At 53.3% G+C, this 26,959-nt stretch carries 26 protein-coding genes and 1 pseudogene; 18 read left to right on the top strand and 9 right to left on the bottom strand.

Going from position 1 to position 26,959, the window contains the following annotated elements; translation table 11 throughout:
- The first annotated feature begins 252 nt into the window (after positions 1-252).
- The 4 genes from H6B10_RS02295 to H6B10_RS02285 all read left to right on the top strand — a co-directional run bounded on the left by H6B10_RS02295 (position 253) and on the right by H6B10_RS02285 (position 2,874).
- Entirely contained in the window at positions 253-654 is a 402-nt protein-coding gene (locus H6B10_RS02295; protein ID WP_204649302.1) for a hypothetical protein, read from the top strand.
- Between the two features lie 114 nt (positions 655-768).
- Entirely contained in the window at positions 769-870 is a 102-nt protein-coding gene (locus H6B10_RS19025) for a DUF7336 domain-containing protein (protein WP_430661748.1), read from the top strand.
- A gap of 508 nt (positions 871-1,378) precedes the next feature.
- Positions 1,379-2,131 carry a hypothetical protein gene (locus H6B10_RS02290; protein WP_204649301.1) on the top strand — a complete coding sequence of 251 codons (753 nt, stop codon included), beginning with the start codon at positions 1,379-1,381 and terminating at the stop codon, positions 2,129-2,131.
- 56 nt (positions 2,132-2,187) lie between these two features.
- Positions 2,188-2,874: a VanZ family protein gene (locus H6B10_RS02285; protein ID WP_204649300.1), complete on the top strand. Its 687-nt coding sequence runs from the start codon at positions 2,188-2,190 to the stop codon at positions 2,872-2,874.
- A gap of 164 nt (positions 2,875-3,038) precedes the next feature.
- Here the strand turns inward: H6B10_RS02285 and H6B10_RS02280 are convergent, their stop codons facing one another.
- Positions 3,039-3,782 (bottom strand): hypothetical protein, encoded by a 744-nt coding sequence (locus tag H6B10_RS02280; protein WP_204649299.1) that lies wholly within the window; start codon positions 3,780-3,782, stop codon positions 3,039-3,041.
- A gap of 359 nt (positions 3,783-4,141) precedes the next feature.
- Here H6B10_RS02280 and H6B10_RS02275 point away from each other — a divergent pair, with 359 nt between their 5' ends.
- The 7 genes from H6B10_RS02275 (at position 4,142) to H6B10_RS02245 (ending at position 9,869) form a co-directional block, all read left to right on the top strand.
- Positions 4,142-4,555 carry a hypothetical protein gene (locus H6B10_RS02275; RefSeq protein ID WP_204649298.1) on the top strand — a complete coding sequence of 138 codons (414 nt, stop codon included), beginning with the start codon at positions 4,142-4,144 and terminating at the stop codon, positions 4,553-4,555.
- Between the two features lie 199 nt (positions 4,556-4,754).
- A complete protein-coding gene (locus tag H6B10_RS02270; RefSeq protein WP_204649297.1) occupies positions 4,755-5,447 on the top strand; it encodes a response regulator transcription factor in 693 nt (230 codons plus the stop codon).
- A 3-nt stretch (positions 5,448-5,450) separates the two neighbouring features.
- A complete protein-coding gene (locus H6B10_RS02265; RefSeq protein WP_204649296.1) occupies positions 5,451-6,368 on the top strand; it encodes a sensor histidine kinase in 918 nt (305 codons plus the stop codon).
- 140 nt (positions 6,369-6,508) lie between these two features.
- Positions 6,509-7,432 (top strand): ABC transporter ATP-binding protein, encoded by a 924-nt coding sequence (locus H6B10_RS02260; protein ID WP_204649295.1) that lies wholly within the window; start codon positions 6,509-6,511, stop codon positions 7,430-7,432.
- The gene (locus H6B10_RS02255; protein ID WP_204649294.1) at positions 7,425-8,219 is read left to right on the top strand and encodes an ABC transporter permease; all 795 of its coding nucleotides are present in this window, start codon (positions 7,425-7,427) and stop codon (positions 8,217-8,219) included. Before H6B10_RS02260 ends, H6B10_RS02255 begins: the two co-directional genes overlap by 8 nt.
- A gap of 7 nt (positions 8,220-8,226) precedes the next feature.
- Complete coding sequence (locus tag H6B10_RS02250; RefSeq protein WP_204649293.1) at positions 8,227-9,000, top strand: ABC transporter permease; 774 nt, start codon at positions 8,227-8,229, stop codon at positions 8,998-9,000.
- Positions 9,001-9,191: 191 nt separating this feature from the next.
- Positions 9,192-9,869 (top strand): helix-turn-helix domain-containing protein, encoded by a 678-nt coding sequence (locus H6B10_RS02245; RefSeq protein WP_204649292.1) that lies wholly within the window; start codon positions 9,192-9,194, stop codon positions 9,867-9,869.
- A 68-nt stretch (positions 9,870-9,937) separates the two neighbouring features.
- On the opposite strand, the pseudogene H6B10_RS17930 reads toward H6B10_RS02245, so the two are convergent.
- Positions 9,938-10,569, bottom strand: a pseudogene (locus H6B10_RS17930) (lysoplasmalogenase family protein).
- Between the two features lie 226 nt (positions 10,570-10,795).
- The gene (locus tag H6B10_RS02230; protein WP_204649289.1) at positions 10,796-10,993 is read right to left on the bottom strand and encodes a hypothetical protein; all 198 of its coding nucleotides are present in this window, start codon (positions 10,991-10,993) and stop codon (positions 10,796-10,798) included.
- A 235-nt stretch (positions 10,994-11,228) separates the two neighbouring features.
- Between H6B10_RS02230 and H6B10_RS02225 the strand changes: the two genes are divergently transcribed.
- From H6B10_RS02225 to H6B10_RS02210, 4 genes are all read left to right on the top strand, one after another.
- Positions 11,229-11,372 (top strand): hypothetical protein, encoded by a 144-nt coding sequence (locus H6B10_RS02225; protein ID WP_204649288.1) that lies wholly within the window; start codon positions 11,229-11,231, stop codon positions 11,370-11,372.
- A gap of 2 nt (positions 11,373-11,374) precedes the next feature.
- On the top strand, positions 11,375-11,596 hold the full coding sequence (locus H6B10_RS02220) for a hypothetical protein (RefSeq protein ID WP_204649287.1): 222 nt from the start codon (positions 11,375-11,377) through the stop codon (positions 11,594-11,596).
- Between the two features lie 128 nt (positions 11,597-11,724).
- Entirely contained in the window at positions 11,725-13,242 is a 1,518-nt protein-coding gene (locus H6B10_RS02215) for an ATP-binding protein (RefSeq protein ID WP_204649286.1), read from the top strand.
- Between the two features lie 19 nt (positions 13,243-13,261).
- Positions 13,262-14,287, top strand: coding sequence for a tyrosine-type recombinase/integrase (locus tag H6B10_RS02210; RefSeq protein ID WP_204649285.1), 1,026 nt, complete (start codon positions 13,262-13,264; stop codon positions 14,285-14,287).
- Positions 14,288-14,385: 98 nt separating this feature from the next.
- Here H6B10_RS02210 and H6B10_RS02205 read toward each other — a convergent pair whose 3' ends face one another.
- The 5 genes from H6B10_RS02205 to H6B10_RS02185 all read right to left on the bottom strand — a co-directional run bounded on the left by H6B10_RS02205 (position 14,386) and on the right by H6B10_RS02185 (position 19,600).
- Positions 14,386-15,840, bottom strand: coding sequence for a tyrosine-type recombinase/integrase (locus H6B10_RS02205; protein WP_204649284.1), 1,455 nt, complete (start codon positions 15,838-15,840; stop codon positions 14,386-14,388).
- Positions 15,841-15,845: 5 nt separating this feature from the next.
- Positions 15,846-16,958: a hypothetical protein gene (locus H6B10_RS02200; RefSeq protein WP_204649283.1), complete on the bottom strand. Its 1,113-nt coding sequence runs from the start codon at positions 16,956-16,958 to the stop codon at positions 15,846-15,848.
- A gap of 623 nt (positions 16,959-17,581) precedes the next feature.
- A complete protein-coding gene (locus tag H6B10_RS02195) occupies positions 17,582-18,481 on the bottom strand; it encodes a tyrosine-type recombinase/integrase (RefSeq protein WP_204649282.1) in 900 nt (299 codons plus the stop codon).
- Between the two features lie 33 nt (positions 18,482-18,514).
- Positions 18,515-18,991, bottom strand: coding sequence for a hypothetical protein (locus H6B10_RS02190; RefSeq protein WP_204649281.1), 477 nt, complete (start codon positions 18,989-18,991; stop codon positions 18,515-18,517).
- Positions 18,992-19,162: 171 nt separating this feature from the next.
- Positions 19,163-19,600: a hypothetical protein gene (locus H6B10_RS02185; protein ID WP_204649280.1), complete on the bottom strand. Its 438-nt coding sequence runs from the start codon at positions 19,598-19,600 to the stop codon at positions 19,163-19,165.
- Between the two features lie 84 nt (positions 19,601-19,684).
- Between H6B10_RS02185 and H6B10_RS02180 the strand changes: the two genes are divergently transcribed.
- The 3 genes from H6B10_RS02180 (at position 19,685) to H6B10_RS02170 (ending at position 22,326) form a co-directional block, all read left to right on the top strand.
- A complete protein-coding gene (locus tag H6B10_RS02180) occupies positions 19,685-19,909 on the top strand; it encodes a helix-turn-helix domain-containing protein (protein WP_204649279.1) in 225 nt (74 codons plus the stop codon).
- A gap of 348 nt (positions 19,910-20,257) precedes the next feature.
- Positions 20,258-21,565 (top strand): ATP-binding protein, encoded by a 1,308-nt coding sequence (locus tag H6B10_RS02175; RefSeq protein ID WP_204649278.1) that lies wholly within the window; start codon positions 20,258-20,260, stop codon positions 21,563-21,565.
- 293 nt (positions 21,566-21,858) lie between these two features.
- On the top strand, positions 21,859-22,326 hold the full coding sequence (locus tag H6B10_RS02170; protein WP_204649277.1) for a hypothetical protein: 468 nt from the start codon (positions 21,859-21,861) through the stop codon (positions 22,324-22,326).
- Between the two features lie 129 nt (positions 22,327-22,455).
- Here the strand turns inward: H6B10_RS02170 and H6B10_RS02165 are convergent, their stop codons facing one another.
- Positions 22,456-26,946, bottom strand: a complete 4,491-nt coding sequence (locus tag H6B10_RS02165) for a hypothetical protein (protein WP_204649276.1) — start codon at positions 26,944-26,946, stop codon at positions 22,456-22,458.
- Between the last annotated feature and the right edge of the window lie 13 nt (positions 26,947-26,959).

Genomic DNA, 26,959 nt, shown 5'->3' with positions numbered 1-26,959 from the left:
CGGCCAATTGGTGAAAGTTGTCAAATTGGATAAATTTGCAAATGACTTTGCTTTATCTGTGGAGCAAATCTTTCCGAATGATACCTTTGTTGCAGAAAAGAGAAATGGTCTGGATTTTGTGTATATCATAGATAAACAGGAATAGGGATTTGCTTTCTTCTGAGGCAGGTACCGAGGCACATAAGGCTGGCCCGAACGATATCCGGGCCCCGCAGACCGCCAACAGAAATTCCACAGAGAGGCGTGATTGCAATGGAAAGATGGGAAAGATGGAACAGCCACGAATTGGTGGCAGACGACTACGAACTAAAGAGTCTGGTGCAGGACTGGGAGGGGCTTACCCTCGTTTTCCTTGGCCGGAAAACCGAAGTGACCCTTGTGTATCGTGAGCAGCTGCTGTCTTTCCGCAGCTGTGACGAAGGCGACCGATGGAAAACCGTTGATACCGCATTGGCGGATCACGGCAAGCACTTTTTCCGGGGCTGGCTGGCCTACAAGGTTTCCGAATCCGATTATGCAAGCTGGTTTTCCCGGGAAACCTTCGGCAGCACAACGACCGACGAGATCCTCCATCTGGCGTTTGTAACCGCCAATGATATCATTGATGTCTTGTCTTTACGGGAGCCCACTGTAACCATTTCCTGTATCTCATAGCGCCGATCGGTCAGAGCATCCTGGCGCTGAGGGCTGTTTCCGCAACGCCGGATCGCTAGCATGGGGCGGATGGTTCGTCTTCCCTGACAGCAATGCAAGGAGGGGAAAAGAAGTATGCCGCAGGAAGTCTACGTACTACAGCACAGCTATGCGTTACGCAACGGATGCGATGAGACAAAACTGTTGGGGGTGTTCTCCTCGGAAGAGAAGGCGTAACAGGCAATCGAACTGTACCGAATACTTCCCGGTTTTTGTGAGCATCCCCGGGCTTTCCACCTTGACAGATACCTCGTGGATGAAAAATGCTGGACCGAAGGATTCTGCACGATCCCTTGACCGGGAGACCGTCCGGCTTATGACAGTATTTTGAGAGGGCCAAGTTGTTTTATACGATAAGTATAAATTGCAGCGAGCATTCTGTTTCGTACAAAAAGCAAAAGCGTTGCCGCAGGGCAACGCTTTTCTTGTTTTTCCTTTCTATTCATCATAGCGCCGCCGCGCATAGGCCGCCGGATAGGGACCTTTGTACTCCGTCAGGTTGCCCAAAAACGCCATGATTTTTTTGGCAGCCATGCGATTGTAAAAAAGGACAATCCGGCAGCTTTTCTCTTGAACCAATAGTCGGCGGGCGTGTACAATAAAAGCAGCACAGTGCTCCCTGCAAGCCGCGGTTGCCGGGAAACCTGTCATCCGCCATGAGCACCAAAAAGGGTGTGATTTCAACATGAAAGCCAACAGACCGGATCATGCTATAACGATCGGCATTTTTTCCGCCTCCTCCCCTGTTTCGGCCACCGCGCCCATACGGTATCTGCGCGGGAAAGACTACCTGACCCGGAAGGGGCTCCGCGTCGTGGACGGGGCGCTAGCCTTCCGCCGGGCTGCAAAAGAACTGCTGTGCGGGCGAAGCCTGTCTATCGCGATGTTCTTCAAAAGACTTTTCCTGAAAAAGCCGGCATTTGTCCCCGCCTATAACGCGGCTCTGCTGGATTACCAGGCCGGCAGATACCCTTCTGCTTATCTGTGGGCCCGCCGGGCAGATGCCCAGGGCTGCGGAGAAGAAAAAACGGAGGCCCTTATCCTGGGCCTGTTTGCGCTGCAGGCTGCCGGGTCGCCACTCTTCGAGCAGGAAGTGAAAAAAATACAGACCGTTACGGACCGATGGTATACGATGGATAAATTTGTATTAACCTTCTTGTCTGGCGATATGGAGACTGCCCGGGCACAGATTCCTTCCCTGCTGGATACCTGCTACCTGAACGTGCCGGAACTCGCCATGGTGATGAGTTGTCTGCTGGCGCAGGGGAGCACCCGGGCGGCGGACGAAGCCCTGCATGGGCAACTCGCGCTGCTGCACGAAAGTCCTTACAGACAGTATGTAAGGGAAGAAGCGCGGAAAATGATAAGAGCCCGTGTCAGCAAACGGTACCGGGAGAAGCTCATCGGAACCTATCGTTACGGGCATCCGCTCATCTGAAAAGGGAACGCTTATACAGATTTCCGATGAATAAACTGAAGAGAGAAGCAGTGAACATGAAAAGCAGAAGAAAACACGGTTTTCAGCTGATGACAGCGCTATATTTCATAATCATAATTTGTATGTGCGTGACACGTTTCAATATTATCATGACCATAATAGAAGGACCCATAACGCATATTGATGCGGTTAATCTACTTCCATTCCACAGCATCCGAGAGAATTTAGAATATGGCCGCAAACCAATTTCGTGGGACATGCTTGATAATATGGTAATGTTCGTACCTATTGGAATTATCTACTGCTACTATCAAAAGAAATTTATGGTGGTTAAAGCAATCGCGCTGTCTTTTTCGACTACGCTTTTGATTGAGTGTGCGCAGTTTGTCCTAAAAACAGGAGTTGCAGATATAGACGACCTTATCATAAATACCTTCGGAGGCTTGATTGGCATCCTGTTGTATGTTTTGCTCCGTGAACTATCAAAGAGGACGAAAAATACAGAGACACATGAGGTAATCGACATCATAGCGACCATGCTTCCACCAATCTTCATTGCCTTTGTAATAGAAATGTTTATGGGGGATGGGACGCCAAAGTTTGTTCCGATGTATATTGGGATGGTGCTGTGCTATAGCATTTTTGTCTATGCATTTTTGATCAAAGATTTTACGTGGAAAGCAAAAACAGCCTACTTCGTGTGCTATGCGGGAGCTTTCTGTTTAAGCCGCGTTATCCTATAAGAAGTATTGACACAATTCAAATTGTATCAAAAAATCCGAAAGCGCTTGAAAATCGCCGATTGATCAGATTATTTTATCATTTACGTACCAAAGGCAATAGCAGGGATTCTAATTTTGGCGCAAAACAAGGCGAGCTCACCCCTTGGATGAGCCCGCCTTTCCCTTTATGCCGTCTTCTGTAAGGTTTGCAGCAGTTCCGGCAGGAAATCTGCGGAGATACCGCCGGCCTGTTTTACCTTATTACTTTGGTCGAAAGAAGTCACGTAAAGCGTATAGTTCGTTGCCACGTCCTGGAACATGGCGCACTGTGTGACGGTCATTCCTTCCCGGTCCAGGACCGAATACACCAGGATTTCCTTGCCGTCCAGCGTTACCGTGGCCGTTTCTTCTGCTGTGTACTCCTTCTTGGGGAAGGAGAAGGAATACTCCTTGCAGCCATACGGATTACAATTCCATCCCGTATCAGCCTCCAAGACAATGCTGTATCCGTCCTGTATGCGATACCGGGTATATTGCGTGCGGGTAATGGTACCCGCGCTGGATGCCTGCACCCGGATACTATCCTTATTGTTTGGATTTTGCTCCAGCTCCTCCATCTGCTCGCTCCCGAAGAAGGTCAGTCCCAAAAGCTGTTGCGCCTCCTGCTGACTGTCCACAGGGTAGCTTTGAGGCCAGGCGTTTCGCTGCCCTATCCGGCATTCTTTCGTCTGTTTGACCAGCTCTGCGTCAATCTTCGAAGCGTCTTCCAGAACAGTCGGTTCAAATGCATAGCAGACTTGTACCTCGGTGTCCGTATACTCGATGGAACCGGCCGCAGAGGAATCCTCCCGGGCAAAAATCACAGGGGCAAAGGTCAGCACCGCAACTCCGGCAATCGCCAGAAGCACCGATAAAATTCTGCGTTTCATGGTGTTTTTCCTTTCAGGTCATTGCCTTGCCGTCTGCCGTATGGCCCGGGACCGACAGGCCGGTATCCCATTTCAAGGCAGCACATTGTATCAGGCAATTTTTCTGTGAACGCCTTCCTCCTGCATTGGTATCACCCTGCTTCCTGCAATACTATCTCATTTTCAGGATAGCAAACCATTTCAATGCCCGTCAAGAATCACTATAGACAAAAACAGGCTGTCCTGTATGGGGAAGTTGCACAAAGGCCGTTCTTCCCGCCTTTTGAAATCCAACGTTTTTTCGTTTAAAATTTGACGTTTTTCCCTTTGATTTGGTATACTGTGAGTAGCCCCTATCGTGACGAAGAAAGGAGTGCACCATGAGAGGCAGATATCCCATCCCCTTGCTTACCGCCGTGGGCGCTGCGGCTCTTCTTCTGTCCGCCTGCGGGTCTGCCGGGCAGCAGGAGCCGACCACCACCGCCGCACAATCCCGGCAAAGCACCGGGCAGCAGGTATCCGCACCGGCAGAAGACAGCATCACCTGTCCCGGCTGTGGGAGCGGCAATCTGAAGGAAGGCGAGCGTTCCTATACCAGCGAGACGCGGGAACCCGAAACCTGCCCCTATGACGAGCTTTCCTTTGAGACGAACGTGGTTCTGGCCAGTACCGAGTATACTTGTGCCGATTGCGGAAAAGCATGGGTACAGGGACAGCGCTATACCTTGAGCCGCTGCCCGGCCCATGGCGATATTACCAATGGCTATGAATCTTTTGTGGAATTCGAACAGTAAGTAAACGCAGAAGCGTTGCCCCGGGGCAGCGCTTCTTTTTGTCTGGTACGACGGCGCAAAGAACGGATTTGTCCTGTTGCCACTTGAAACTTTCCTAAAGGGGAGTGTAGACTATGGGTAAGAACCGTTCATTTTGCCGGGGGTCTCCCTTTGAAACACCCGGCAGATAACCGCCCCACAGGAAAGGGATGACGACCGAATGCATCAGATTCTGGTGATCGACGATGACAAAGAACTTTGCGCCCTCATCAGGCGAAGCGTGCTGATGGAGAATATCCAGGCGGATTGCTGCCAGACCGGGGCCGCCGGTCTGGCGCAGCTGAAGCAGAAAGCCTACCAGCTTGTGGTGCTGGACGTGATGCTGCCCGGCTCCGACGGGTTCGAGACGCTGGAGCAGATCCGGAAAGAGAGCAATCTGCCGGTTCTGATGTTCACGGCCAAGGACGACAGCGCTTCCAAGGTCCGCGGTCTGCGGGCCGGGGCCGACGACTATCTGACAAAGCCCTTCGACCTGGACGAACTGATCGCCCGCATTCTTTCTCTCATCCGCCGCTATACCCGGTTCAACCAGCCGGAGGACGCCGCCCGGCCCCTTGTCTTTGAGGGTCTTAAGATCGACAGGGACACCCGGTCCATCACGACGGTCAAGGGGACCTTTGCCCTGCCGCCCAAGGAATTCGATCTTCTTCTGGTGCTGGCAGAATACCAGGGAAAAATCCTCACCAAGAAAAGACTGTACGAGCTTGTGTGGGGAGAAGAATACTGTTATGACGACAACAATATCATGGCGATCATCAGCCGCCTGCGCAAGAAGATGGAGGAAAATCCCGGAAAGCCCCGGTACATCCAGACGATCAAGGGCATCGGCTATCGCTTCAGCAAGGAGGTCTGATCCATGGTATGGTTTTCTGTGGCAATGCTGGTGGTTGCCGTCCTGTGCCTTCTGGTCTCTTACCTTTCCGTAAGGCGGGCAAAGAAGAAAATCCGGGAAACGATGGATATCCTGGCGGACATCAAGCAGGGAAACGGCAACCGGCGCGTTCTCTGCGCCCCCGGCGAACTGACGGCCCCCCTGGTGTATGAGATCAACGACATTGTCGCCTCCTACGAGAAAGAACTGGCCGCCCTGCGCAAAGCGGAGGAAACCAACCGACAGCTCATGACCAGCCTTTCCCATGATCTGCGCACGCCGCTGACCACCCTGATCGGCTATCTGGACGCGGTGCACAAAGGCATTGTCACAGGCCAGGAAAAGGAGGAATACACCGAGACCGCCCGCCGCAAGGCCTACGACCTGAAGGACTACATCGACGGCCTGTTTGACTGGTTCAAACTGAATTCCGACGAATTCGTGCTGAACCCCCAGGTGGTGGAGGCGGCAGAACTGACCCGGAATCTTCTCATCGATTGGATCCCGGTGCTGGAAGACCAGCACATCGCCTACGATCTGGATATCCCGGACGGGCCTCTGCGGGTGCGGCTGGACACCGATGTCTACGGCAGGATCCTGAATAACCTGGTACAGAATGTGGTGGCCCACAGCCGGGCCACTGCGATTTGCATTTCGCTGTCACGGCAAAACCGGGAGATGGAGCTCCGGGTGTCGGACAACGGCATCGGCATCGACAAGCAGGACCTGCCCCATATCTTTGAGCGGCTCTACAAATGCGACCGGGGACGCTCCGAAAAGGGCAGCGGCCTCGGTCTTGCCATCACCCACCAGCTTGTGGGCAAACTGGGCGGAACCATCACCGCCGCCAGCACACCGGGAAAGGGCACCACCTTTCTTGTGCGCTTTCCCCTGGCCGGATAAAAGCTCTCGCTCTCTGTGGCGAGGGCTTTCTTCGTCTTATACAGGCAAATTCCGCAAAATGCAAGGTTGCCGCAAGGTTCGCGCAAGGTTCAGGCAAGCTTGCCGTGGTACGATAGGGTCACAGAACAGGAGGGGTATCTATGAGCCGGTACATTGTGGAAACCAGAGGCCTTACCAAACAGTACGGCACCCAAAAGAGTGTGGCGGACCTGCATCTGCACATTGCGCCGGGTAGAATCTATGGTCTGCTGGGGCGCAACGGCGCCGGAAAAACCACCACCATGAAGATGCTGCTGGGCCTTACCCGGCCCACTTCCGGCGAGGTGTTTTTGTGGGGCACCCCCTTGCCGGGGCACGAAAAAGAGCTGCTGCCCCGGATCGGCAGCCTGATCGAAGCACCGGGTTTTTATCCCAATCTGACGGCAACGGAGAATCTGCGCATCTTCGCCGCGCTGCGGGGCGTTCCCAACCGGCACGCCATCCGGGACGCCCTGGAACTGGTGGGCCTGCCCTACCGGGACAAGAAACTCTTCTCCCAGTATTCCATGGGGATGAAGCAGCGGCTGGCCATCGCCCTGGCCGTGATGCACGACCCGGAACTGCTGATCCTGGACGAACCCACCAACGGCCTGGACCCCATCGGCATCGCGGAAATGCGTTCCTTCATCCGCAGGCTGTGTGAGGAGCGGGGCAAAACGATCCTGATTTCCAGCCACATCCTTTCGGAGATTTCCCTGCTGGCGGATGATATCGGCATTCTCGATCACGGCGTCCTGCTGGAGGAGGAGAGCCTGGCCGTGCTGGAACAGAACAGCCGCAAGCACATCCGTTTTGCGGTGTCCGATACCGCCCGGGCGGCCGCCATTCTGGAGCAGCAGTTCCAGGAGACCGCCTTCTCCATCCAGGACGACCACATTCTGCGGCTGTACAATCTGGATGTGCCGGCAGGCCGGATGGTCACGGCCTTTGTGAAGAACGGGCTGGAGGTGTCGGAAGTCTGCACCTGCGAAGAAAGCCTGGAAGACCATTTCAAACAGGTGACGGGAGGCGAGGGCATTGCGTAAACTGGTCTGGTGCGAACTGTACAAGCTCAAACGCAGCAAAAGCCTTCTGCTCCTGACTTCCCTGGCCCTGCTTTTTCCGGCAGCACTCACAGTGTTTACAAAATCCAGTCTGGCGGATGCCGCGGGCACCGCAGAATTGCATGCCTACTACGACAATCTGGTCAACTATACGCTGGCCTACGGCGCCATGTTGCTGCTGCCCTGCCTGTTTGGCTGCGTGGGTGCCCTTCTCTTTTTTTCGGAGCGGGACTGCGACACCTTCAAGAATCTGCAGGCGATCCCCGTCACCCGGAACCAGCTGATCTTCGCCAAACTGGGTGTTTTGTATCTGTGGTCGGAACTCTACGCCCTCTGTTCGGGGCTGGCCGTCACCCTTTTCTGCTTTGTGCTGGAACCGCGCACCCTCTATGATGTGCCGTTCAAACTGGTATGCTTTCTCCTTGCGGGGCTCACCATGGCAACGGTCTCCCTGCCGGTGGTGGTGCTGGTGATCTACAGCAACCAGAGCTATCTGTTGTCGCTGCTGCTTTCCTTTTTGTATGCCGTCGTCAACTGGCTTCTGCTGATCCTCTTTGCCTCCCATGAGGTCCTTTCCCTCTGGCTGCCGCTGCTGAACGGGCTCATGTTCGTATCCCGCCTTCTGGCATGGCGAAAGGCGGCGCTGGGCCTGGCATCGCTGACGCCGCTGCCATTGGGCACCTATCTGCGGGTAAGCCTCTATCTTCTGTTTATTTTGGGGGTCTGCATCCTTTTGCTGGTACGCTTTTATAAAAAATGGTCGAGGTGATGACCGAATGCATGTTGTGCTTGCCGAACTCGGAAAACTCAGACGATACGGCATGGTCAAGGCAGGATGCCTTGTGACGATCCTGGCGGCTTTGTACGGCTTTGCCCCGGCGCTGGCCCGCGACGGGGTGCAAAAAACCTTTCCGCTGGTGATGAACAATCTTCTGGAGAGCAACTGCATCTACTTTTTCCCCGCCATGATCGTCCTGATCGGCGGCTGTATGGCCCGCCGGGAATATACCGACAATACCCTGAAAAACCTCCAGACCGTTCCTCTCTCCCTCCGGCGGCTTCTGCTGGGTAAACTGGCGGTGCTCTTTTTCATGACGGTGGGGTTCAGCGTCCTCAGTTTCCTGCTGGGGACCGCCCTGTGTTTTGCCCTGGGTCTGCCCGACGCCGCCCTGCCCGCCCTTGCCGAATGGCTGGCCCGGATCGTGGCAGGCAATCTGCTGGTCTTCGTGGAGGTGCTTCCCCTTACCCTCCTGGCCTCCCTGTTTGTGGAGGGGGTATATGCCTGCACCGCGGCGGCATTCGTCTACGGATTTTTTGCCTCCATGGAAGCCGCCATGCTGAATTATTATCCGGCCAAGGCGGTACTGATCCTGGTGGACCCCCGGTGCGGCGTCGGCTACGATTTCGTGCACTATTCCCCGGCGTCCGCTGTCCTCACGCTGCTGGCGGTCCTGCTGGGTTCGGCGGTGCTTTTTGCCCTTGTGCATCCGGGCCAAGGGCTGAACAAAGTAAAATCGCCGAAAAAGGCTACCCGGGCCAAGGGCTGGTGAGGGAAAGCCCGGTTTTGCCGCGCTGCAGCACAAAAAGAGACCGGGCCTTGATGGCTGCGGGGGCAAAAAAGAGATTTTCTTCTTTTTCCTGGCCGATTTTGCCGCAAAAAGCAGGCCGCAACGAAGCATTGCGTGACAAATACGCCCCCTCCTGGTATGATGGAATCAGAAAATACGGGAGGCGAAGCAGTATGATCGGACGGAATTGCAAGCGGCTGCGCCAGCGCGCAGGGCTGACCCAGGAAGAACTGGCGGAGCGGCTCCATGTGACCCGGCAGGCGGTTTCCGCCTGGGAGACCGAGAAGAACCGTCTGGACGCCGAGACACTGGTCGCCCTGGCGGAGGCGCTGGGCGCCGATGTCCAGGAGCTGCTCTACGGTCCCGGCGTGGTGCAGGCCCCCTTCGCCCGTTACCAGCGGCGGTATCGGGTGTGCACGGCGATCTCTGCTGTGGTGGTGATTGCCTGGCTGGTTATGGAGGTAACCCTGAAGCCCTATCTCATCCGTCAAGCGGCCCAGACCTTCATTCCGTATCCCAGTATAGCCTATTTCCTGGCCGTGCCGCCCCTGGGGGTTCTGGGGCTGGGCTGTCTGATCCCGTCTCTGGCCTCCCTCTGGGTGGACATCCGGGTCCGCAACATCCCGGCACGACGTGTACTGCTGGTTCTGGGACTTGTGGGCCTGTGTTACTACCTTGTATGGCTGACCATCTATCTGGGCCTGTGGCCCGATTTTCTCTATGACTTGAAACCCGTGCAGTTTCTCGTGCAGCATTGGTTTATCCCCCTGTTCACGCGAGACCATGAACTGCTACGGCTGGGGCTCCTCTTTATATCCGGCGGGTTCCTGTTCCTGGCCCTGAACCGCTGATGCCGTGACAGGCAAACAAAAAGGCCGGTCAACCGAATGGTTGACCGGCCTTTTGGTATACCTCATTTTTAAAATGCAAGGCTGACCGCGATGAAAAACATGGCGTAGTAGTAGGTCAAAAGGTTGGCCACGTGCAGGGCAGGGTGCCGGGAAGGGTAAAAATACAAAAACAGGATCAAGAGATCGGAGATCCAGAACAGCGCCGCCCCGGCCAGCACGAGGAAGCACCAGGGCTGGCCCATGCCAACGGCCAGCTGCAGTCCCTTGCCCAGCAGGGCCGAGACAAAGGCCCCATAAAGTACTACCCAGGGGCGCATCCGCCCGGTCTGCATGCCCGGCAGAGCGGACAGCACCGCCACACCAACCGCCCCCAGCACCGCGGCCAGCCCATGGGCTGCAGCCGGCACAGGCCCCACACAAACAGGGCGTGTCCGGCCAGGAAGGCCCCCAGCCCAGCCAGAAACAACCTCGGACGGCGCAGGTGGTTGTAGAGCGCCAGCATCACATCCCCCGCCACACAGCACAGCAGCGCCGGCAGCAAATGCCAGAATGCTTCGGGACGGCTGCCCAGAGTAGCGCACACCGCCGCCACAGCCACAAAGCAGAGGCTGCACAGTATTTTTTCGGGCAGATAGCCCCGCCCCGGCAGGCGCAGCCGCCGCACCAGCAGCCCCAGGGCGGCGGTGTAAGCCACGCCCATTCCCACGATGTACGGTATGTTCACCGGCCGCGCCTCCTTTGCATTGCTTCCCCTTCAGTATAGGCAAAAAACGCCCGGCCGTCAATTTATGCCCTGCCCAAAAATCTGGCCGGGTCTTTGGATGTCCTGCGAGGCTCCGTTCCTGAGACTGCACCAGAGAATCCTTCCTGTCCATAAACAAAAACACTGCGGTGGAATCGCTTTCAGATTTCGCCGCAGTGTTTTGTTATTCCTTGTGGTTTTCTCCGGCCTCCATGGCCTGGTCAATCAGTCTCGTCACAAATGCATTCACGCTCTCCCCACGGCTCTCCGCAAAAGCCTGGATTTCTGCTTTCCTGCCCTTCGCAACCTTGATTTCAATGCGGTCATACGCTTTTGCATTATACTTGGCCGTCGCCCGCTTTTGTGCCTCCGTGTAGGGCATAACACGATTCTCCTTCCCTTTTCAGTCTTATTTTGTATTGTACTAGACTTGACAAAAAGAAGATATAGGCAAACTGCACAAAAAAGTCATATAATGTCGTCAGTATATTTGTTATATACTATCGTCATTATGTATTGATATACTGTCGACAGTATGATATAATAATAGCAGATGGAACAAATACAGCGTTCCTGTTCCCGCTTATCCAACATTTTTTCAAGAAAGGACACATCCCATGAAACACACCCTTTACTATCTGCTGACCGGCCTGGAAAACATCGCCCCCTATCTGAGCCGCGACCACGGGCGCAATCCACGCTACTGGCGCAGAAAATGGCCGGCTGTTTTCTCTTCCTGTTTTTCCGAAAAAAGGAGCTGACCATGAGCCAAAACGCCGCGAAAACATTCATTGTAACCCGCTCGGACGGCATCCTGCTGGCCCGCTACCGGGACAAGGACTGGTATCTCACCACCGATTTAGCCCGGGCCTGCCGGTTGTCCGAAGCCGACGCACAGGCTGTGCTGCAAAGCATCATTCCCGTCTCCGAACGGTTTCTCTGGACATTGCAACCCACCCGGGAGAAAGAAGGTATTTCATGTTGAATTTTCCTGTGACCAGCTGTCTTGCCCTCCATCTGCAGCGCGAGCACGGGCACGACCCCCGTTTTTCTACCAGATAGCATTGCTGCCTTTCCGTTATATATGTTATCTGCCGCAAAAGGAGTTTTACCATGAACGAACTGCATAAGAATTTCCATTCCATTCAAATCAACATCACCCCGCACACCTTTGCCGGGCTGGCCAAACAGAACATGGCCTTCCACCAGGGCGTCATGGAGCTGTGCGACAACGCCATCGCCGCCGCCCTCCCCGGGGAAAAGGCCCTGATTTTCATCGGGCTGGCCCCCGGTTCCGCCAAGGACGAACTGCTGCTGGTGGTGGCTGACTGGGGCAGCGGGATGGACCTGTCCCAGCTGGAAAATGCCCTGCAACTGGGCAGTCTGCCCACCGGCAGCAACCGCCTCAACGAACACGGGTTCGGCATCAACAACACCCTGGCCAGCCTGACCGGCGGCGACCGCTCCTGGGCCCTGTACACCCGCGCCCGGGGAACTTCAAGCTACTTGAAAGTCCAGGGTCCATTCACACCGCAGATGACGGTGGAAGAGGTGGATGAACCCACCCTTCCGCAGGAACTCACCCTCCCCCGGGATCATCCCGGCACCGTTTACTGCATCCATGTTCCGCTGGCCATTGCCCAGTCGGTGCAGGGGCGGGGCGGCAAGGCCACCGACCTGGAAACGCTGCGCTCCTGGCTGGTGGAACACCTGGGTGTCGCCTACCGCGGGTTCCTCGACCTGGACAGCCGCACCATGGAACCCTCCGCCAAGATCATCGCGGCAGTGGGTTCCGATGCCAGGCTGGTGCCGCCCATCCCGGTGCCGATTGCGGGCACCCTTGTCCGCCGCTTCAAAGTGGAGATGGGCGGCCAGGTCATTCCGGTGGTCTACCGGTACGGGGCGCTGGACGAGGACAAGCGGAACCACCTGGTGCTGGGCGCCAAGGCCAAATACTACTACCAGGGCAACCAGCCCACCCAGGGGGTGGATATCCGGCTGGGCAAGCGGGTCATCGCCACCGCCCAGCTGTCCGAAATCTGGCGGGGTCCCAACGGGATTCCCCTGGCACGGCACAACAACTACAACGAATTTGTCGGCGAAGTGCTGCTGCCCGAACTGCCCCGGGGCGTGCTGAGTACCCTGAACAACAAGACCAACCTGAACCCCAACGACCCGGACTGGCAGAATCTGTTTTCGCTGCTGGCGCAGGTCCCGCCCCTGGCCTATCCCAAGGCCTGCACCGAGAAAGCCCTGCAGAGCCGCTGGATCAGCGCCCTGCTGGCGGTGAATCCCCGGGACCGGGTGACCGACGAGATGACCGTCTGGCCCACCGGCACCCGCATCGACGTTCTGGACGAGGGGGCCGACAAGCGGGTCATCTATGAGCTGAAAGCCACCAAGGGGGAGCCGCTCCATCTGTATCAGCTCAAGATGTACTGGGACGGGCTGGTGCTGGACGGCGTACAGCCCACCGAGGCCGTGTTGATCGTCCCCAAATACACCAGCGACCTGGCCTGGATGGCCGAGCTGATCAACGATCGTATCACCCCACCGGCTCTGCCCGACGGTTCTCCCAGTCTGCCCTACCACATCAAGCTGGCCACCCACGAGGAAAAGTGTCTGGCCTGATCGCACAGGAGGTGTCCCTATGACCGCCATTTCCACCCTGGCCGATTGGCTCCACTACTGGCTGGAAAGTTACATCCGCCCCAGCTGCAAACCCGCCGGGTACGCCCAGTACCGGGATATTGTGGACAAGCATGTCGTCCCGGCCATCGGCACCGTGCCGCTGGCCGGGCTGAATACCGGCATCCTGCAGCAGTTTCTCAACCGGGAAGCCGCCTGCGGCAATCGGAAGACCGGCGGGCCGCTGAGCGCCAAATCCATCAAGAATATGCGGGTCGTGCTGGACGTGGCGCTGAAATGTGCCGTGCAGGAGGGACGCCTGGCTGCCAACCCCGTGCCCGGTACGGTAATCCGCAAGGTGCAGCGCAAGGCCATCCAGCCCATGTCCGATGCCATGCAGGCTGCGTTGGAGCGGTTCCTTTTCCAGGACGGCAACCTGCAGAATATGGGCATCCTGCTGGCGCTGTACACCGGCTGCCGTCTGGGCGAGATCTGTGCTTTGCGCTGGCGGGACGTGGACTGGTCCCGGCAGGAGCTGCATCTGCGGCAGACCGTCAAGCGGCTGCCCCGCAGCCAGCGGCAACCGGGACAGAGCGCCACCGAGCTGGTGTTCAGTCCCACCAAGGGGCGGGACGGTTCCCGGCGCATCGCGGCGCCCGCCGTGGTGTTTGCCCTGCTGGAGATGCAGTGCCGCCGCCATGAAACCCGGTTCGGCGCCCCGGTGCAGCCCGAGGGGTTCGTTGTCTACAACACCCAGGACCAGCTGACCGACCCGGACAACCTGAGCCACTATTTCGGCGAGGTGCTGACGGCGCTGCAGCTGCCCCACGCACGTTTTCACGATTTGCGCCACACCTTTGCCACCCGGGCCATCGAGCACGGCATGGACATTCTGACGTTGAGCGGTATGCTGGGCCACGCCGATGTGGGTACCACCCAGACCTTTTACCTGCATTCCCGGCTGGAAGCCATGCACCGGCAGATAGATTGCATCACCCCGGCCTGCGGCTGGTTCCGTGCCGCCCCCGCCGGGCCGGCCGCCGTATGAAAGATTTTCCCCGCAGGCTGCCTGCGGGGAGTTTGTTGCTTTATGGTACCTGTGTTCTCTTTACTGCTTTCTGCCGGGCAGGCTATCCTCCCCGCAAGTCAGGAAGCGTCCTCTTTTGCATCATCACCGCAAACAGGTTCCGGCGGGGCCATATCACCGGCGAAGGCTGCCTCGTAGGCCTCATGGGCCAGCAACAGACGCCGCTGTTTATCCTCATTCATCCGCAGGCGGCTGCCCGTCGGGCTCTGATGACCCATGCAGTAGGCTATCTCCTCGTCGGTCAGGTCGGTGGCAATGCTCAGGCCCGTGCAGTAGGTATGGCGCAGTGCGTAGGCGGTGAGATTTTCTTCGCAGGACCCGGCCCCTTCCTCCAGGTCGGTGTCCTCCTCATTGACCAGAATTTTTTCGGTGCCCTCCTCCATACACTGATCCAGCATCTCCCGTCCCATGTTGCCCACATCCCTGGTGGTGGCCCGGCGCTCCCTCGGCACAGGATTGCGCCGTCCCTTCTGTGTTTCCACCCAGAGCAGCGGCAGCTCTGCCAGCTGTTCTTCGGTCAGTTCGGGGTGACGGCGTCGAATCCACGCCTGCTGCCGGCGGATCAGACGCACGACCGTCGGGGTGCAGGGCAGGGTGCGGTAGCTGTTTTTGCTTTTCAGCAGGTCGGTAACGCTGCGCTTTGCCTTCTTTGCTTTGTCCTTTTCATCCTGGCACTCCACCTGGATAAAGGGCAGGCCATTTTCTGTTGTTTTGAGACAATCAAAATTGAGGCCGCAGGCTTCCCCGTCACGCATGCCCTGAAGCAGCATCAGGGCACAGGCCAGAGCCAGGGGATTTTCTGACTGTTCCACCATCTCCAGCAGCCGGGCGCATTCCTGCCGTGTCAGCGTCTGCTTGCCGAACCGCCGGTTATACAGTTCCCGGGCCGTTGGCTGCAGCTGCTCCTTCGCAATGTCCAGCTTCTTCAAGGTACGTTCCGGGATGGGGCTGCAGCGCAGGTCCCCCTCCTCCACCAGAAATTCCAGAAACCGGCACAGCAGGATCCAAAGGGCTTTCATCCGCTCCGCCTGCCGGCTTTTCTTCTGGGGCCGGACTTTCTGGGGTTGATCTACCAGCACTTCCATCCGCCGGGCAATATCCTCCTCGGTGATCTGCCGCGCCCCTTTTTCTTCCAGATTCCCGCACAGCAGCCGCAGGCGGTAGTCCCGGTCGTAATTGTCCCGGGTGGAAGGCAGCCAGTCGTGTTCGTTGAAATACTGCCGGTATTTCTGCCGGTAGAGCTCCATCAGGGTGGGACTTTTCTCCGGGGCTTCCGGCGACACGCCTGCCTGTTCCTTGCGCAGGTACGCCATCAGCTGTTTTTCGATCTGTCTCTTCAGATACTGTTCTACGTCGGTTTCCTTTTTCACGGTGCTGCGGATTTTCAGGTTTTCATACCGGCCGCAGCTCCAGCTGCCGGTGATCCGAACCTTGTCGTCCGGCACCGCTTTCTGCAGGTAGGTGCAATCCACCTGCCTGCCGCACAGGCTCCATTGTTTTGTGACCTCGTCCATGTATATCACGCTCCTTTCTGATAGCACCGAATGGCTTCATCCAGTTTTCTTCCGATACATTCCTGATACCAGACGCTCTGGTAATCCCGGTAGACTTTATCCATGACCGTCTTGGGCGCCCACCCCTGCAGGTGGTCTTTTTCTCCCGCCCGGAGCCACCCTTTCACCATTTCGTCGAAGGTACGGTGCAACACCCTGACGGTGGCCCCGATGGTCTTTTCTTCCTGGTGATCAGATTTTTCATCGGTCTTTTTGTAGGTCCCCGCCGCAAACCCTGCCTGTTTCAGCAAAGATTTACTGTACCTCTGCAGCTCTTCCGGCCTGCAAGCCGTTTTCCATTCTGCTTTGCTGCAGACGATGGGCATCTTGAGAAAGCTCCTTCCGCCCTTCTCCCGCGCCCATTCCGCCCGGCGCTGCAGAATTTCCTGAAGGGGCTGACAAACCGGTACATAGCGCAACCTGTACGGATATACCTTTTCCCTGCCAAACTGCAGGACGTTGTCCGCCTTTTCCAGGTAAGGCCGCAAAACCTTCAGGCTGTAATACGCCGAACCCGGCAGCCGTACATAATCCCCATACTGCAAACTGCAGGCTTCTTCCGGCGAAAAGCCTTCCAGCAGCACCAGCAACACACCCACGGCAAGGCCATTCTGTAACGCATTCTGTTTTGCCTGTTCCAGCAGCCTGCTGAACTCCTCATGGGAAAGGCTCTGATTTCCCAGCTTGCTGCGCTTCTGCCCCTGGGCATCGTACCGCTTTCTGCCCCGCCGTTTCGGCATGTTCATCCATCCGTGGTCCGCCGCATACCACTGCATCCATTCCAGGCGATGACGGCACCGCTGCATCTGGCGCTTAGTGAAGCGGGGATCCTGGGCAGCCAGGTCCTGCTCCACGGTTTTGCGCACCCCTTTGTCAATCCGGCACAGCGGTCTGTCCCCATAAAAGGACAGATACTTGTCCAGCAAATCCCGGTCCAGTGTGTCCTTCGTGTTGGCGGGATTTTTTCTGTCCTTTCCGATCTCCCTGGCAAGATAGCGCTGAAATTCCCCGGTTGCTTCCAGAAGGGTATAGGCGTCCTCGGCGCTGCGCTGCACTGTATCGCCCGGAAAGGTTTTCACCTGCTGCTCCGCGTATTTTTTGTAAAGATTTTCTTTGACAGATACACTTTCTTCCGATGCGAGGAAGTCAGCAATTTCTTCCCGGCCTTTGAGTGTAGAATTGTGTTCGCTTTGCAAACGCCTGCCACCCGCCGGGTTCTCAGTATGAACCTCTACCACAAAGCATTTGGGGGACTTTTTGTAATATCCTGTTGCGTCGCACAATATCGCTTTCCATTGAAAGGGAATTGCTTTTGCATTCTTGCGTTGGCTCATATCGTAATGCTCCTTGATCTTTGGGGAAATCGTTCATCGTTTTACAAGAAAAATGATATTTACTTTTGTTTTTGGTGCAACTTCAAAAGGCGGAGGTGACACGGCAAAAAGGATTGACGGCTCCCTCGTCAGCGTATAACGGGGGGATTTTTCTCCGGCCTGGATATTACGATAGGTACTTTTGTTGTTATGTCAATCAAAAAACGGCACTTTTTGCCGCCGTAACACTTGACATCGCCTTTCCGGCCGCTACAGTGGCCTTTTCATTTTCATCGTAAGTACTTTGCAGCAATCGTCAAGTCCGGCAACAAAAAAACACGCGCTTTCCTTAACGGAAAGCGCGTGTTTTGATTCATGGTTTGTTCGGTTTACTTCTGACGATATCTGCGCAAAAAGGCCTGCCGGTCCTTGCAATGTAACCGCTCCATCACTTCAGCGTCGGTTCCGCCGTCCTCCAGTGCCTGGCGGATGGCGGTCTCCCGGATGGCCGAGAAAGTCAGACAAGGCACGCCCGCCCGTCTCTCCAGCAGGGCCAGATGTTCCCGCAGCACGTTGGCTTCCACCGGGCGTCCGTCCGGCGTGGCAAACAGCAGATGGTCGGGATTGCAGCGGGCATCCACCGCCTGCAGGGTACGCAGCGCGCGAAGCTGCGATTCCACGATCCTTTTGCAGGCGGCCGGCAGCGGGACAGAATAGGGCTGGATGGGCAGCAGCGCCAGCCTGGTTTTGTGCTCCTTACTCTGTTCGTCGGCAATGCGGGCGACCCGGTTGCGCACAGTCAGCCGGCTGGCGGCCAGGTCCACATCCTCCTCCCGCAGGGCCAGCAATTCCCCCTGGGGAAGTCCCGTGGAAAAGGCAAAACGGATCAGGTTGCCCCACAACTCCTCCTCGCAGACAGCCAGCAGCTTCTCCTGTTCTGCTCGGGTAAAGACGGGCTGTTCCCGTTGAGGTCCGGCTTTTCGTCTGGCGAGGGCCTCCTCACCCAAAATCTCCGGCGTACAGGGATTTTCTGCCAGCAGCCCCGCCGTCACCCCTTGCTGGAGGATGGTACGCAGCAGCTTGTAGGTATTTTTGGCCTTTCCGCCGGGCAGACCGGCAAAAAAGCGCTTCAGCCGCGGGGGCGTCAGTTCTGTCAGCTCATATCGTCCCAGGCGGGGCAGGATCGTATTCTGCAGCAGCCCCTGATAGGACTGTGCGGTCCTGTAGGAACCGGCATGGGACGCTTGCCAGGCGGCAAACCAGTCCTGCACCCATTGTTTCAATTTCATGGGGTATCCTCCCGGGGTCTTTTTACCAGAATACTACGGTTCATCGTGATTTGCAACGGGATCCTGCTGTACCGCATTCTCCGAGGAATCCTCCCGCAGCACGGCCAGCTGTTTTCGGAACATTCCCTGCAGTTCCTGCCAGCCCTGCGGGTTCTTGAGTGACGGCGACGGCTGTTTCAGCTCCCTGTCCAGGTCCGCCACCGCCACCGACAGCGTCTTTTCATCCAATATCCCGCAGCGATGACGGAGATAGCGGACGACCGCCTCACTCTCCTTGTCTTCGGCGTGCATGGCGTAGCGGAGCGCACAGTTGATCACCGACCCGAAGTTCTCCGTGTGGAACGGATCCAGCCAGGAGGACGGGCAGAGGACGAGATCATCCTTGCCCTCATCGGTGATGACCAGACCGATGTTCTCCCGGAGCACGCGGTCCAGCACGGCGTCCAGATTGTCTGCCAGTTCCTGGCGGGAGATGCGTTCCATCGTTTCGGTGGATGGTAAATTTGTCATGACAGCATGCCTCCTGTCTTTCTGTTTCCTGTCCCGGAGAGACGCCCCTTCCGAGTCGGTCTCCCGGGATTATTTTCTCATTGTTTTCATTATAGCATCCGGGGCGGGCCATAACCGGGACTTTCAAAAATAAATTTGATGTGCTTCCTGGGGGGCGACCTGCAGGCTGTGTCAGGGGATCACTTCATCGCAATAGGAAAGTATCTGCTTCTTTTTCTGTATGGCGCACCGAAGTGTTGCAGCCGCCCCGCCCCAGTCATGGTGGACATAGGCCACCACGATGTCGGAAGACTGGACCATCCATCGGTTCCTGCGAGAAATCGCAAAACGGGGCGGCACGGTTTCCAGCGGCGGGTAAATGGTCCTGTCGTAACCGGAAGCGTCTCTCCTGTCGTTGAGATAGGCCATGACAAGAACCAATTCGATCTGGGGATACTGCATCTTTTGTCTCCGCAAGACAGATGCCGCCAGGTTGTCAAAGGCACCATAACCGCCCAGATAAAAGGTTGTGGCGCCTCGCGTAATCAATTCCTGCGTCACACCATATAGCCATCTTTCCACTGCCTGGCACTGCGAAATCTGCGAATGACCGCAAAACGTAACAATCACTTTTATTCCTCCATTATAATGATTATAATCACTATAATGGAAAGTGGCAAGCCCCCTATAATAATCAAAAACGGGGGTGATGCAGTGCCGATCTCGTTTCGTCCGATGCGGGAATTTATGAAAGAGAACCATATTTCCTTCTACCGTTTGGCCAACGAAGGAATTGATGCGCAAACTCTGCAAAGAATACGCCATGACAAGCCTGTCACCACCGACACCCTCGGGAAAATCTGCAGCATCCTGCACTGCCAACCGGGAGATCTGATTGAATATCTCGATACGCCCCGCGAAGAGAAATCTGTCGAATAACCATACCTCGAAGAATTTCTCAAAGCGTATCGGTCTGCCGCGTCCCATTTCGGTTATAAAGATCCAGCATATCATAATGCAGCCAGGCGGCGCCGTTCACAATGAACAGCGCCGGCCGGCTTTTTCTTTCTGGCTGAAATCAGGAAAGTACGTTTTTAGGCCCCCTGCATCTCAAGGGTCTTTTGGCCGCCGGTAAATTTTGCGAGGTATTTCCTGCAAAAACGGCGGGGCGCCCGAAAGCGCATACATTATTTATTGATAAAAGTGCGTTTATCTGCCAAAAGTTCGTTGTAATTTTTGTTTTCTCATGCTATAATACATTCGTATTATAGTGACGGAGGTGCTTCCATGTATCGAATTGCTATGAAAAAGCTGCTCAAATGGAAAGAGAGCAAACGCCGCAAACCGCTGATCATAGAAGGGGCACGACAGGTCGGCAAGACCTGGCTTATGAAAGAATTCGGTCAGCAAGCCTACAGCGACACTGTTTATATCAATTTTGACTCCAATTCGAGAATGGCAGACTTGTTTGCCTCCGATTTGAACACAGACCGCCTGATTATGGGCCTGGAGTTGTATGCAGGCCGTAAAATAGACCCGGACAACACCCTGTTGATTTTTGATGAAGTGCAGGAAGTTCCAAGAGCGCTGGCTTCGCTCAAGTATTTCTATGAAAATGCTCCGCAATATCACATTGTCTGCGCAGGTTCGCTGCTTGGTATCGCCTTGCATGAAGGGACTTCCTTTCCCGTGGGAAAAGTCAGCTTTCTAAAACTCTATCCTCTTTCTTTCAAAGAGTTTTTGATGGCAACCGATAAAGAGCGTTTTGCAGACTTGCTTGACAAACAAGATTTTGAAATGATTACGAACTTCAAGCAAACATACATTGACGCCCTGAAGCAATATTACTTCGTCGGCGGTATGCCTGAAGCTGTACAAAGCTTTGCGGAGGACAAAGATTTTAATGAAGTCCGTGTTATTCAAAAGCGGATTCTGGCTGCCTATGAGCAAGACTTTTCCAAACATGCCCCCAATGAAATTGTCCCTAAAATCCGAATGCTGTGGAACAGCATCCCCTCGCAGCTTGCAAAGGAAAACAAGAAATTCATTTACGGCCTTGTCCGTGAGGGTGCTCGCGCCAAAGAATACGAAACGGCCATCATGTGGCTTTCCGACTGCGGGCTCGTTCACAAAATCAACCGCGTCAATGGAGCCGGCCTTCCTCTGAAAGCCTATGAAGATCTGAAAGCTTTCAAGCTGTTTGTGCTGGATGTCGGTTTGCTCAGCTGCATGGCAGGGCTCCGCCAGCGCACGCTGCTTGATGGCAACGATCTTTTTGTGGAGTTTAAAGGCGCTTTGACGGAGCAGTACGTTTGCCAGCAGCTTAAAACCATCGAGGATCTCGGGGTGTATTACTATACCAATGACCGAGGCTCCTGCGAGGTTGATTTCATTATAGATACTGGTGAACAAGTTATTCCTGTAGAAGTAAAGGCAGAAGTAAACCGCAGAGCCAAAAGTCTGAAAACATATCGGGAAAAGTTTTCGCCGGACGTATGTGTCCGTACTTCGATGGCGGATTTCAAAAGGGAAGATTGGCTGATCAATTTGCCCCTTTATGCGATTGGAACACTCACGAAATTTCCCCTTGTGTAACGCCATTACTTTACGAACCACACCTGAATACGCATGAAAAGAGTGACACCAAACGCATTTGGTGTCACTCTTTGCTTTACCCTGTTCCAACTGCCCAAAGAATGTTTGCACATCCAGCGGCAGGGGCTTGATGAGCAGAAGACCTTTGCTCGCGAATATTTGCCGAGAAGCCGCCGCGTATCATACCATTCCAAGAACCATCTCGCACAGCGTTATGTTTCATAAGCGCTGCCACTTGTATCGATAAACCACCTGTGATTGCGTTGCCGTCCTCCCCAGGCCTCCGGCACTTTATGAGCGATGGTTTTGTGGAGTACGCTTTTTCGGTCTCCTTGTGTTGCGCATTTTTTCTCCCCGCCGGTAAATTTTGCGAAGTGTTCCTGCAAAATTTACCGGCGGGTGGGCCGTTTGCAAGCGGCATTGTCCGCTTTCCCCGGGGCCAAAAACGGACAAACTGCCTGCGGACCAAGGGGAAAAAGCCCGGCCCAGACAGCATCCACGGTGCAAAAAAGACCGGCAAGCCACCCGAAAACACAGGGGCTCCGCCGGTCTTTTTTGTCGAAGCAGAGGAAAATATTATACGCAGCATCGGCGAATTATATAAAAATCATTCGCATTTTTGCCGCGTTTTGACACAAGAAAAGACCCGGTCTTTTCAGACCGGGTCTTGGTGGTTGCGGGGGCAGGACTTGAACCTGCGACCTCCGGGTTATGAGCCAGACGTAGCTACGTTATTTTTTGTGTTTTTCCGTGTCATTTGATACATTTTTGTCCCAGTCTCTTAGATAGAATTTGTCTCATATGCACAAAATTTTCTCACTCCGTACCACAGCGTCCCATACGTTTTGGGGTCAGTTTTGGGGGCAAATAGAGCGCACTTTAGCTATTTTTCATTCCAGATTATTGAGCATCTCACTCAACTGTTGGACATTGGAAAAACTTTTTTCGTATAACTCATCCCAAATGGTAAGTGCCATCTTGACAATTTCGTCGTCACTTTTGTTGTCGTCCAACAATCGAAGCACTGAATCAACAAACTTTGGTGCATCCAAGAAATACCAGTCTGAATTGTCTTGCTGAACGGATGCAATGGCTCGGAGATACACGGCGTATTCCTTTCCTCGCAACGACGAAGCATTCAAATATTCTAAAAATGCATGACTTAGTTCTGCCCCTTGATTGGATGACATAAGGAATAAGACGAATTCTTTATCACGTTCCAAGTCAATCCGCGCATCGTAGAATAAGCGATGGAGTGCTGTAAGCTTCTCCGTTGTTGCTTGAATACAATACCGAAGAATTGTTTCGCTAAGTTTTCGAGACGATTCCTCCCGGAAGCAGTATATAGCATTTCCACAGATATTCTCCAGCTGTTTATGCGATAATTGATGAGTTTGCAACCAATTCAATGATTCAATATCATTGAAAAGCAGCACTAAGGCGCACAACTGACCGGCCGCACACTCTGCAAGGTCATCCACTTCCGATTGGCAGCCTGTTTCCAGAAGATTTCGATAGTACGCAGGCTCATTTAAAAAGTCGCGCCTTATCAAATACCATGCTCCGCGTGAAGCAATAACCCTGATGTCTTTTGCCAGCAGCTTTTGGAGAACGGACCGTGCAAACGCTGGTTCCTTCTCATAAAACATCGAGACCAATGGCGGAAGTGCGAATCGCACCGAATCGTTTACATCATTGGCTGCATCCGTCACAGTCTCTCTAACCTTATATAGCCACTCGAGATGTTTGCCAACAAGATCCGCCAAGGTAAATAGAGCTTCACCTCTTACACAATTGAAAGAACTGTTTTTTATTGTATCTACGGTTTTATTTTTTGGATCGTCTTTAGAATGGACAACGTATGCGTTTCCCTCCGGGTTTGGGTGATTACGAGCCAACCATATAACGATTTGCAGAATGCTTTCTGGCCAATCCGCTTCAGCAGTTTGCCTGATGAGGTGAAGAATTCCCCAAACAATATTGACATCTTTATTCCGAAGATACTTTTCGATCAGCTGGCAGACTGTAGTTCTGTCTATTGTCATTTCAGCATTTTCAGCTTCTGCAAGCCCATAAAACACGGTAGAAACATAACCCGAATAGCAATTTTGGGGAAAGGAAAGGGCCAGAGTTGCAAACCGATTTGGGTATTTTTTCACACACACTTGCAGCGAAGATGCAAACATAGAAGGTGACGTCTCTACATACTCTCCTTTTCGGTTTTGCCTATCCTTAAACGGTTTCATCTTATCTACCGGCGTAGATATGATTTGCAGCCATTTCTTATCAGATAGATATTCTGCCTGTCTTTCAATCGGAGATACCACTCTTCCCCCGTCTTCGCTCCAGCTTCCTGCATGATAAAAAGGGGCACAAATCCAATCGTTTCGTTGCACAACCAGCAGTAAATCTCGGGCCTTTTGTGATAAGCGTTTTCCATCTATTGCAGGCAGCAACTCTTTTTGCAGATGTCCCCAGTAAGCATAATAGACCGGCGCATATTGGATTTCACGATTGACTTGCATCCGTTCTCTGTATTTTTCTATCACCTTAGCTGGATCGTCATTCCATTTGTAAATCGTCTCCTCCAACAGTTTCAGCGTTTGCTCATCACAGGATTTTGAAAATTTAGAGATGATTTTCTTTGTGTAGGAAAGATAGTCCTTTTCATCAAAAGTATAGACAAAAATTCTGTTCCGGAAATCTTTCAGCAGCCATTGCAACACTTTTGTGGCAAAAGCATCTGGTAATAGAGAGGCCACATGCATAACCAGCTCATGACCAACAATGGAAGGGGACTCCTGGGGATAAACAATCGTGTCAAACGCTTCTTGTGGTTTCTGTCGTACATACTCTTCCAATGCTGTTTTTACAAACTCTACAAGCTTCCGTGCAGTATAATGTGGATACTCATGCCTTTCCCAAGGTCTGTTTTCCCATACAGTTTGGTGGTATGGTCCGGGACACTTAAGTTTTTGCGTGATGGAACAAATGTACGGAAATAATGTTTTTACGATTTCAGAGTAATTTTTCTGCACAATTTTCGTGCAATCCCTGTCATCGCCAAAATAAATGTTTTCGCTTTCCCAGAGTTCTTCTGCTTCTAGGACTCCCTCCATCAGTTCTAATAACCGTTTGATGGGAAGATGGGACGGTTTCCAGAATACTGTCGAATGTTTAAATTCTTGCGGATATTTTTTGAGAATCTCCAAGCGAAGTGCAAACACTTCGTCTGTATCGCTTGCTACATCCCGGGATAAAATCGAAAGAATTTTTTGGTCAGTTTCCTGTGACCGGAAGGCATATGGCTGCACACACGCAAATACAAAGTCTGGTGCTGAATCACTAATCGACTGCAATAATTGCATACCATCCTTATCCAGCCACGCTTGCTCACACCCGTCAAAGTAGTGCTGAATAAAGTTGAGATGCCCCAGATATACCGTACGGAAAATGAACTGTTTCCACTGTGAGACATTTTGATATTGCCTCACCAAAGCAAAAATACCAGGTTCAATTTCTCCATCCCATTGACCAATAATTTCAAAAACAGCACATTTGAAATAGTAATGAATATCATCACATTCCAGAATGTTTTTTGCCTGTTCCACAAAGGCATCGGGGTCCGAATCCAATAATGTTTGTAATACCATCAAAAAGCGATACCGCAGAGCAGGCAATTGCTGTTTTACTGGCCGATACAAGTCAACCAGGTTTGCTCCTTCATATAGTTTCTCAATCACTTTTTGGGCGAGAAAATAGTCCAAGAAACTCTGATGTGTAAAGGCAACACTTGTACGATTGATTACAAGCAGGCCATTGGATACAAAGGCTTCTATGATGTTCTTATCATCATTAAAGATGGTTCTGGGCAAGGCAAGTCTTCCCTGACGGTCCATGAGGGATACGATTTTATCTTTACAGCTACAAACACGCTGATGATCCAAAGACATTTGCTGGCAATTATTCAGGATCTGAGACCACCATTCCTCCATCAGCTGGAAGGAAGATGTCACAGCATTCCGTTTATCATCACTTTTCAAGTGCGACCAGACAAGTAATGAAGAAGGGATCTGCAGTGTCTTTTTGAGTTTCATCGGCATATGCACATAGGGTTGTCCGACAATATTTTGAACTTCGTCATCCGACAGCAAGCCAACTTGTATCTTCGACCATTTTATGGTTTCTTTCTCTTTTGGCTGCTCGAATAATGACTGAAGTCCTGGATCTGTCTCCAAATCAAAGGTTCTGGATACCATAAGGATGGAAATCTGTCCCCCGTGGTTTTTGTTGATTTCCTCTGCCTGACGAATCATCTCCTTACAGACATCCAAGGCGCTTGCTGAATGCGTGCTCGTCCATCGCAAAGAGTCCAGCTGGTCGAGGATCAAAACGCACGGCTTTTGTGGTGCGAAAGCATTCAGACAATATACCGGTGACTGCGGAAGCCCTAACTCTTTTCCATAGTCATCTGCCGATTTTTGGGGGATTTCTTTATCCAGTTTAATAGCGAGATACAAAATTTCTTTCTTTTTCAAATACTGGATGAATTCTTCTGCGCAGCCACTTTTTCCTGCACCTGCTCGTCCATGAAGAATTAAGGAGCTCCCCGCTTCAAACTCCTGAATCAATTGTTCGGTGGCGCGTCGATGCAGCAGAACACCATTTATGGGTAAGAAGTATCCCCACCGCACATCATTGAGCGTCTGGATCTGTAGAAGTACCCGTTCATCCCGGCGTATATCACGCAATGATATCTTTTGTTTTTTCAGGTACTCCATAAGATCGTGCGCTGTTATCTTAACTCCATATTGTCGATCATCATTGGCATATTGTTCCAACAAGATACGAACCGTTTTTGCAGGACCAAAAAACATATACCCGATTCGTGCTTCTAAATCCTCTTTTTCTTCACGACTGCGGCCATATGTTTCAAAGCGGCAACGAGCTAAGATTTGTACCAGTTTGGCACAATCGTCCGAAGCACTCACATCCAGTTCGAGATCCTCAGCAATTGAATTGAAGTAAGCTTGATAGCGTTTTGTTAGCTGATACTTCACAAAGTCTTCTGTAGATGAGCTGGTTCTGGCTCGGTCACAGAGTGAATCCAAGCCGTCATACCCAAGCGGAGAAATAAAGATATATTCATTTTTCGTATCAGCTTCTACAATTTTTTGGGCATTGGAGAAAATATCATAGGACCGCAGATCCGAAATCCTCCAATAGTCAGAATCTCCATTACTTGCTTTGCATTGATAGTATCTTCGTGTTCCCGCTTGGTCAACTGCAATAAATTCTGCAAAATCAGAGTTTCTCTCAACAGCTTCCACTTGTATATATTGAAATTCTTCGTTGATCAATTGCAAGAACAGACGTGCCAAAAAGCGATTCTCA

Origin of the sequence: Gemmiger formicilis (assembly GCF_016901605.1) — a bacterium.
In the GTDB taxonomy this organism is placed as follows: domain Bacteria; phylum Bacillota; class Clostridia; order Oscillospirales; family Ruminococcaceae; genus Gemmiger; species Gemmiger formicilis_B.
This window is presented reverse-complemented; position numbering and strand designations above follow the sequence as displayed.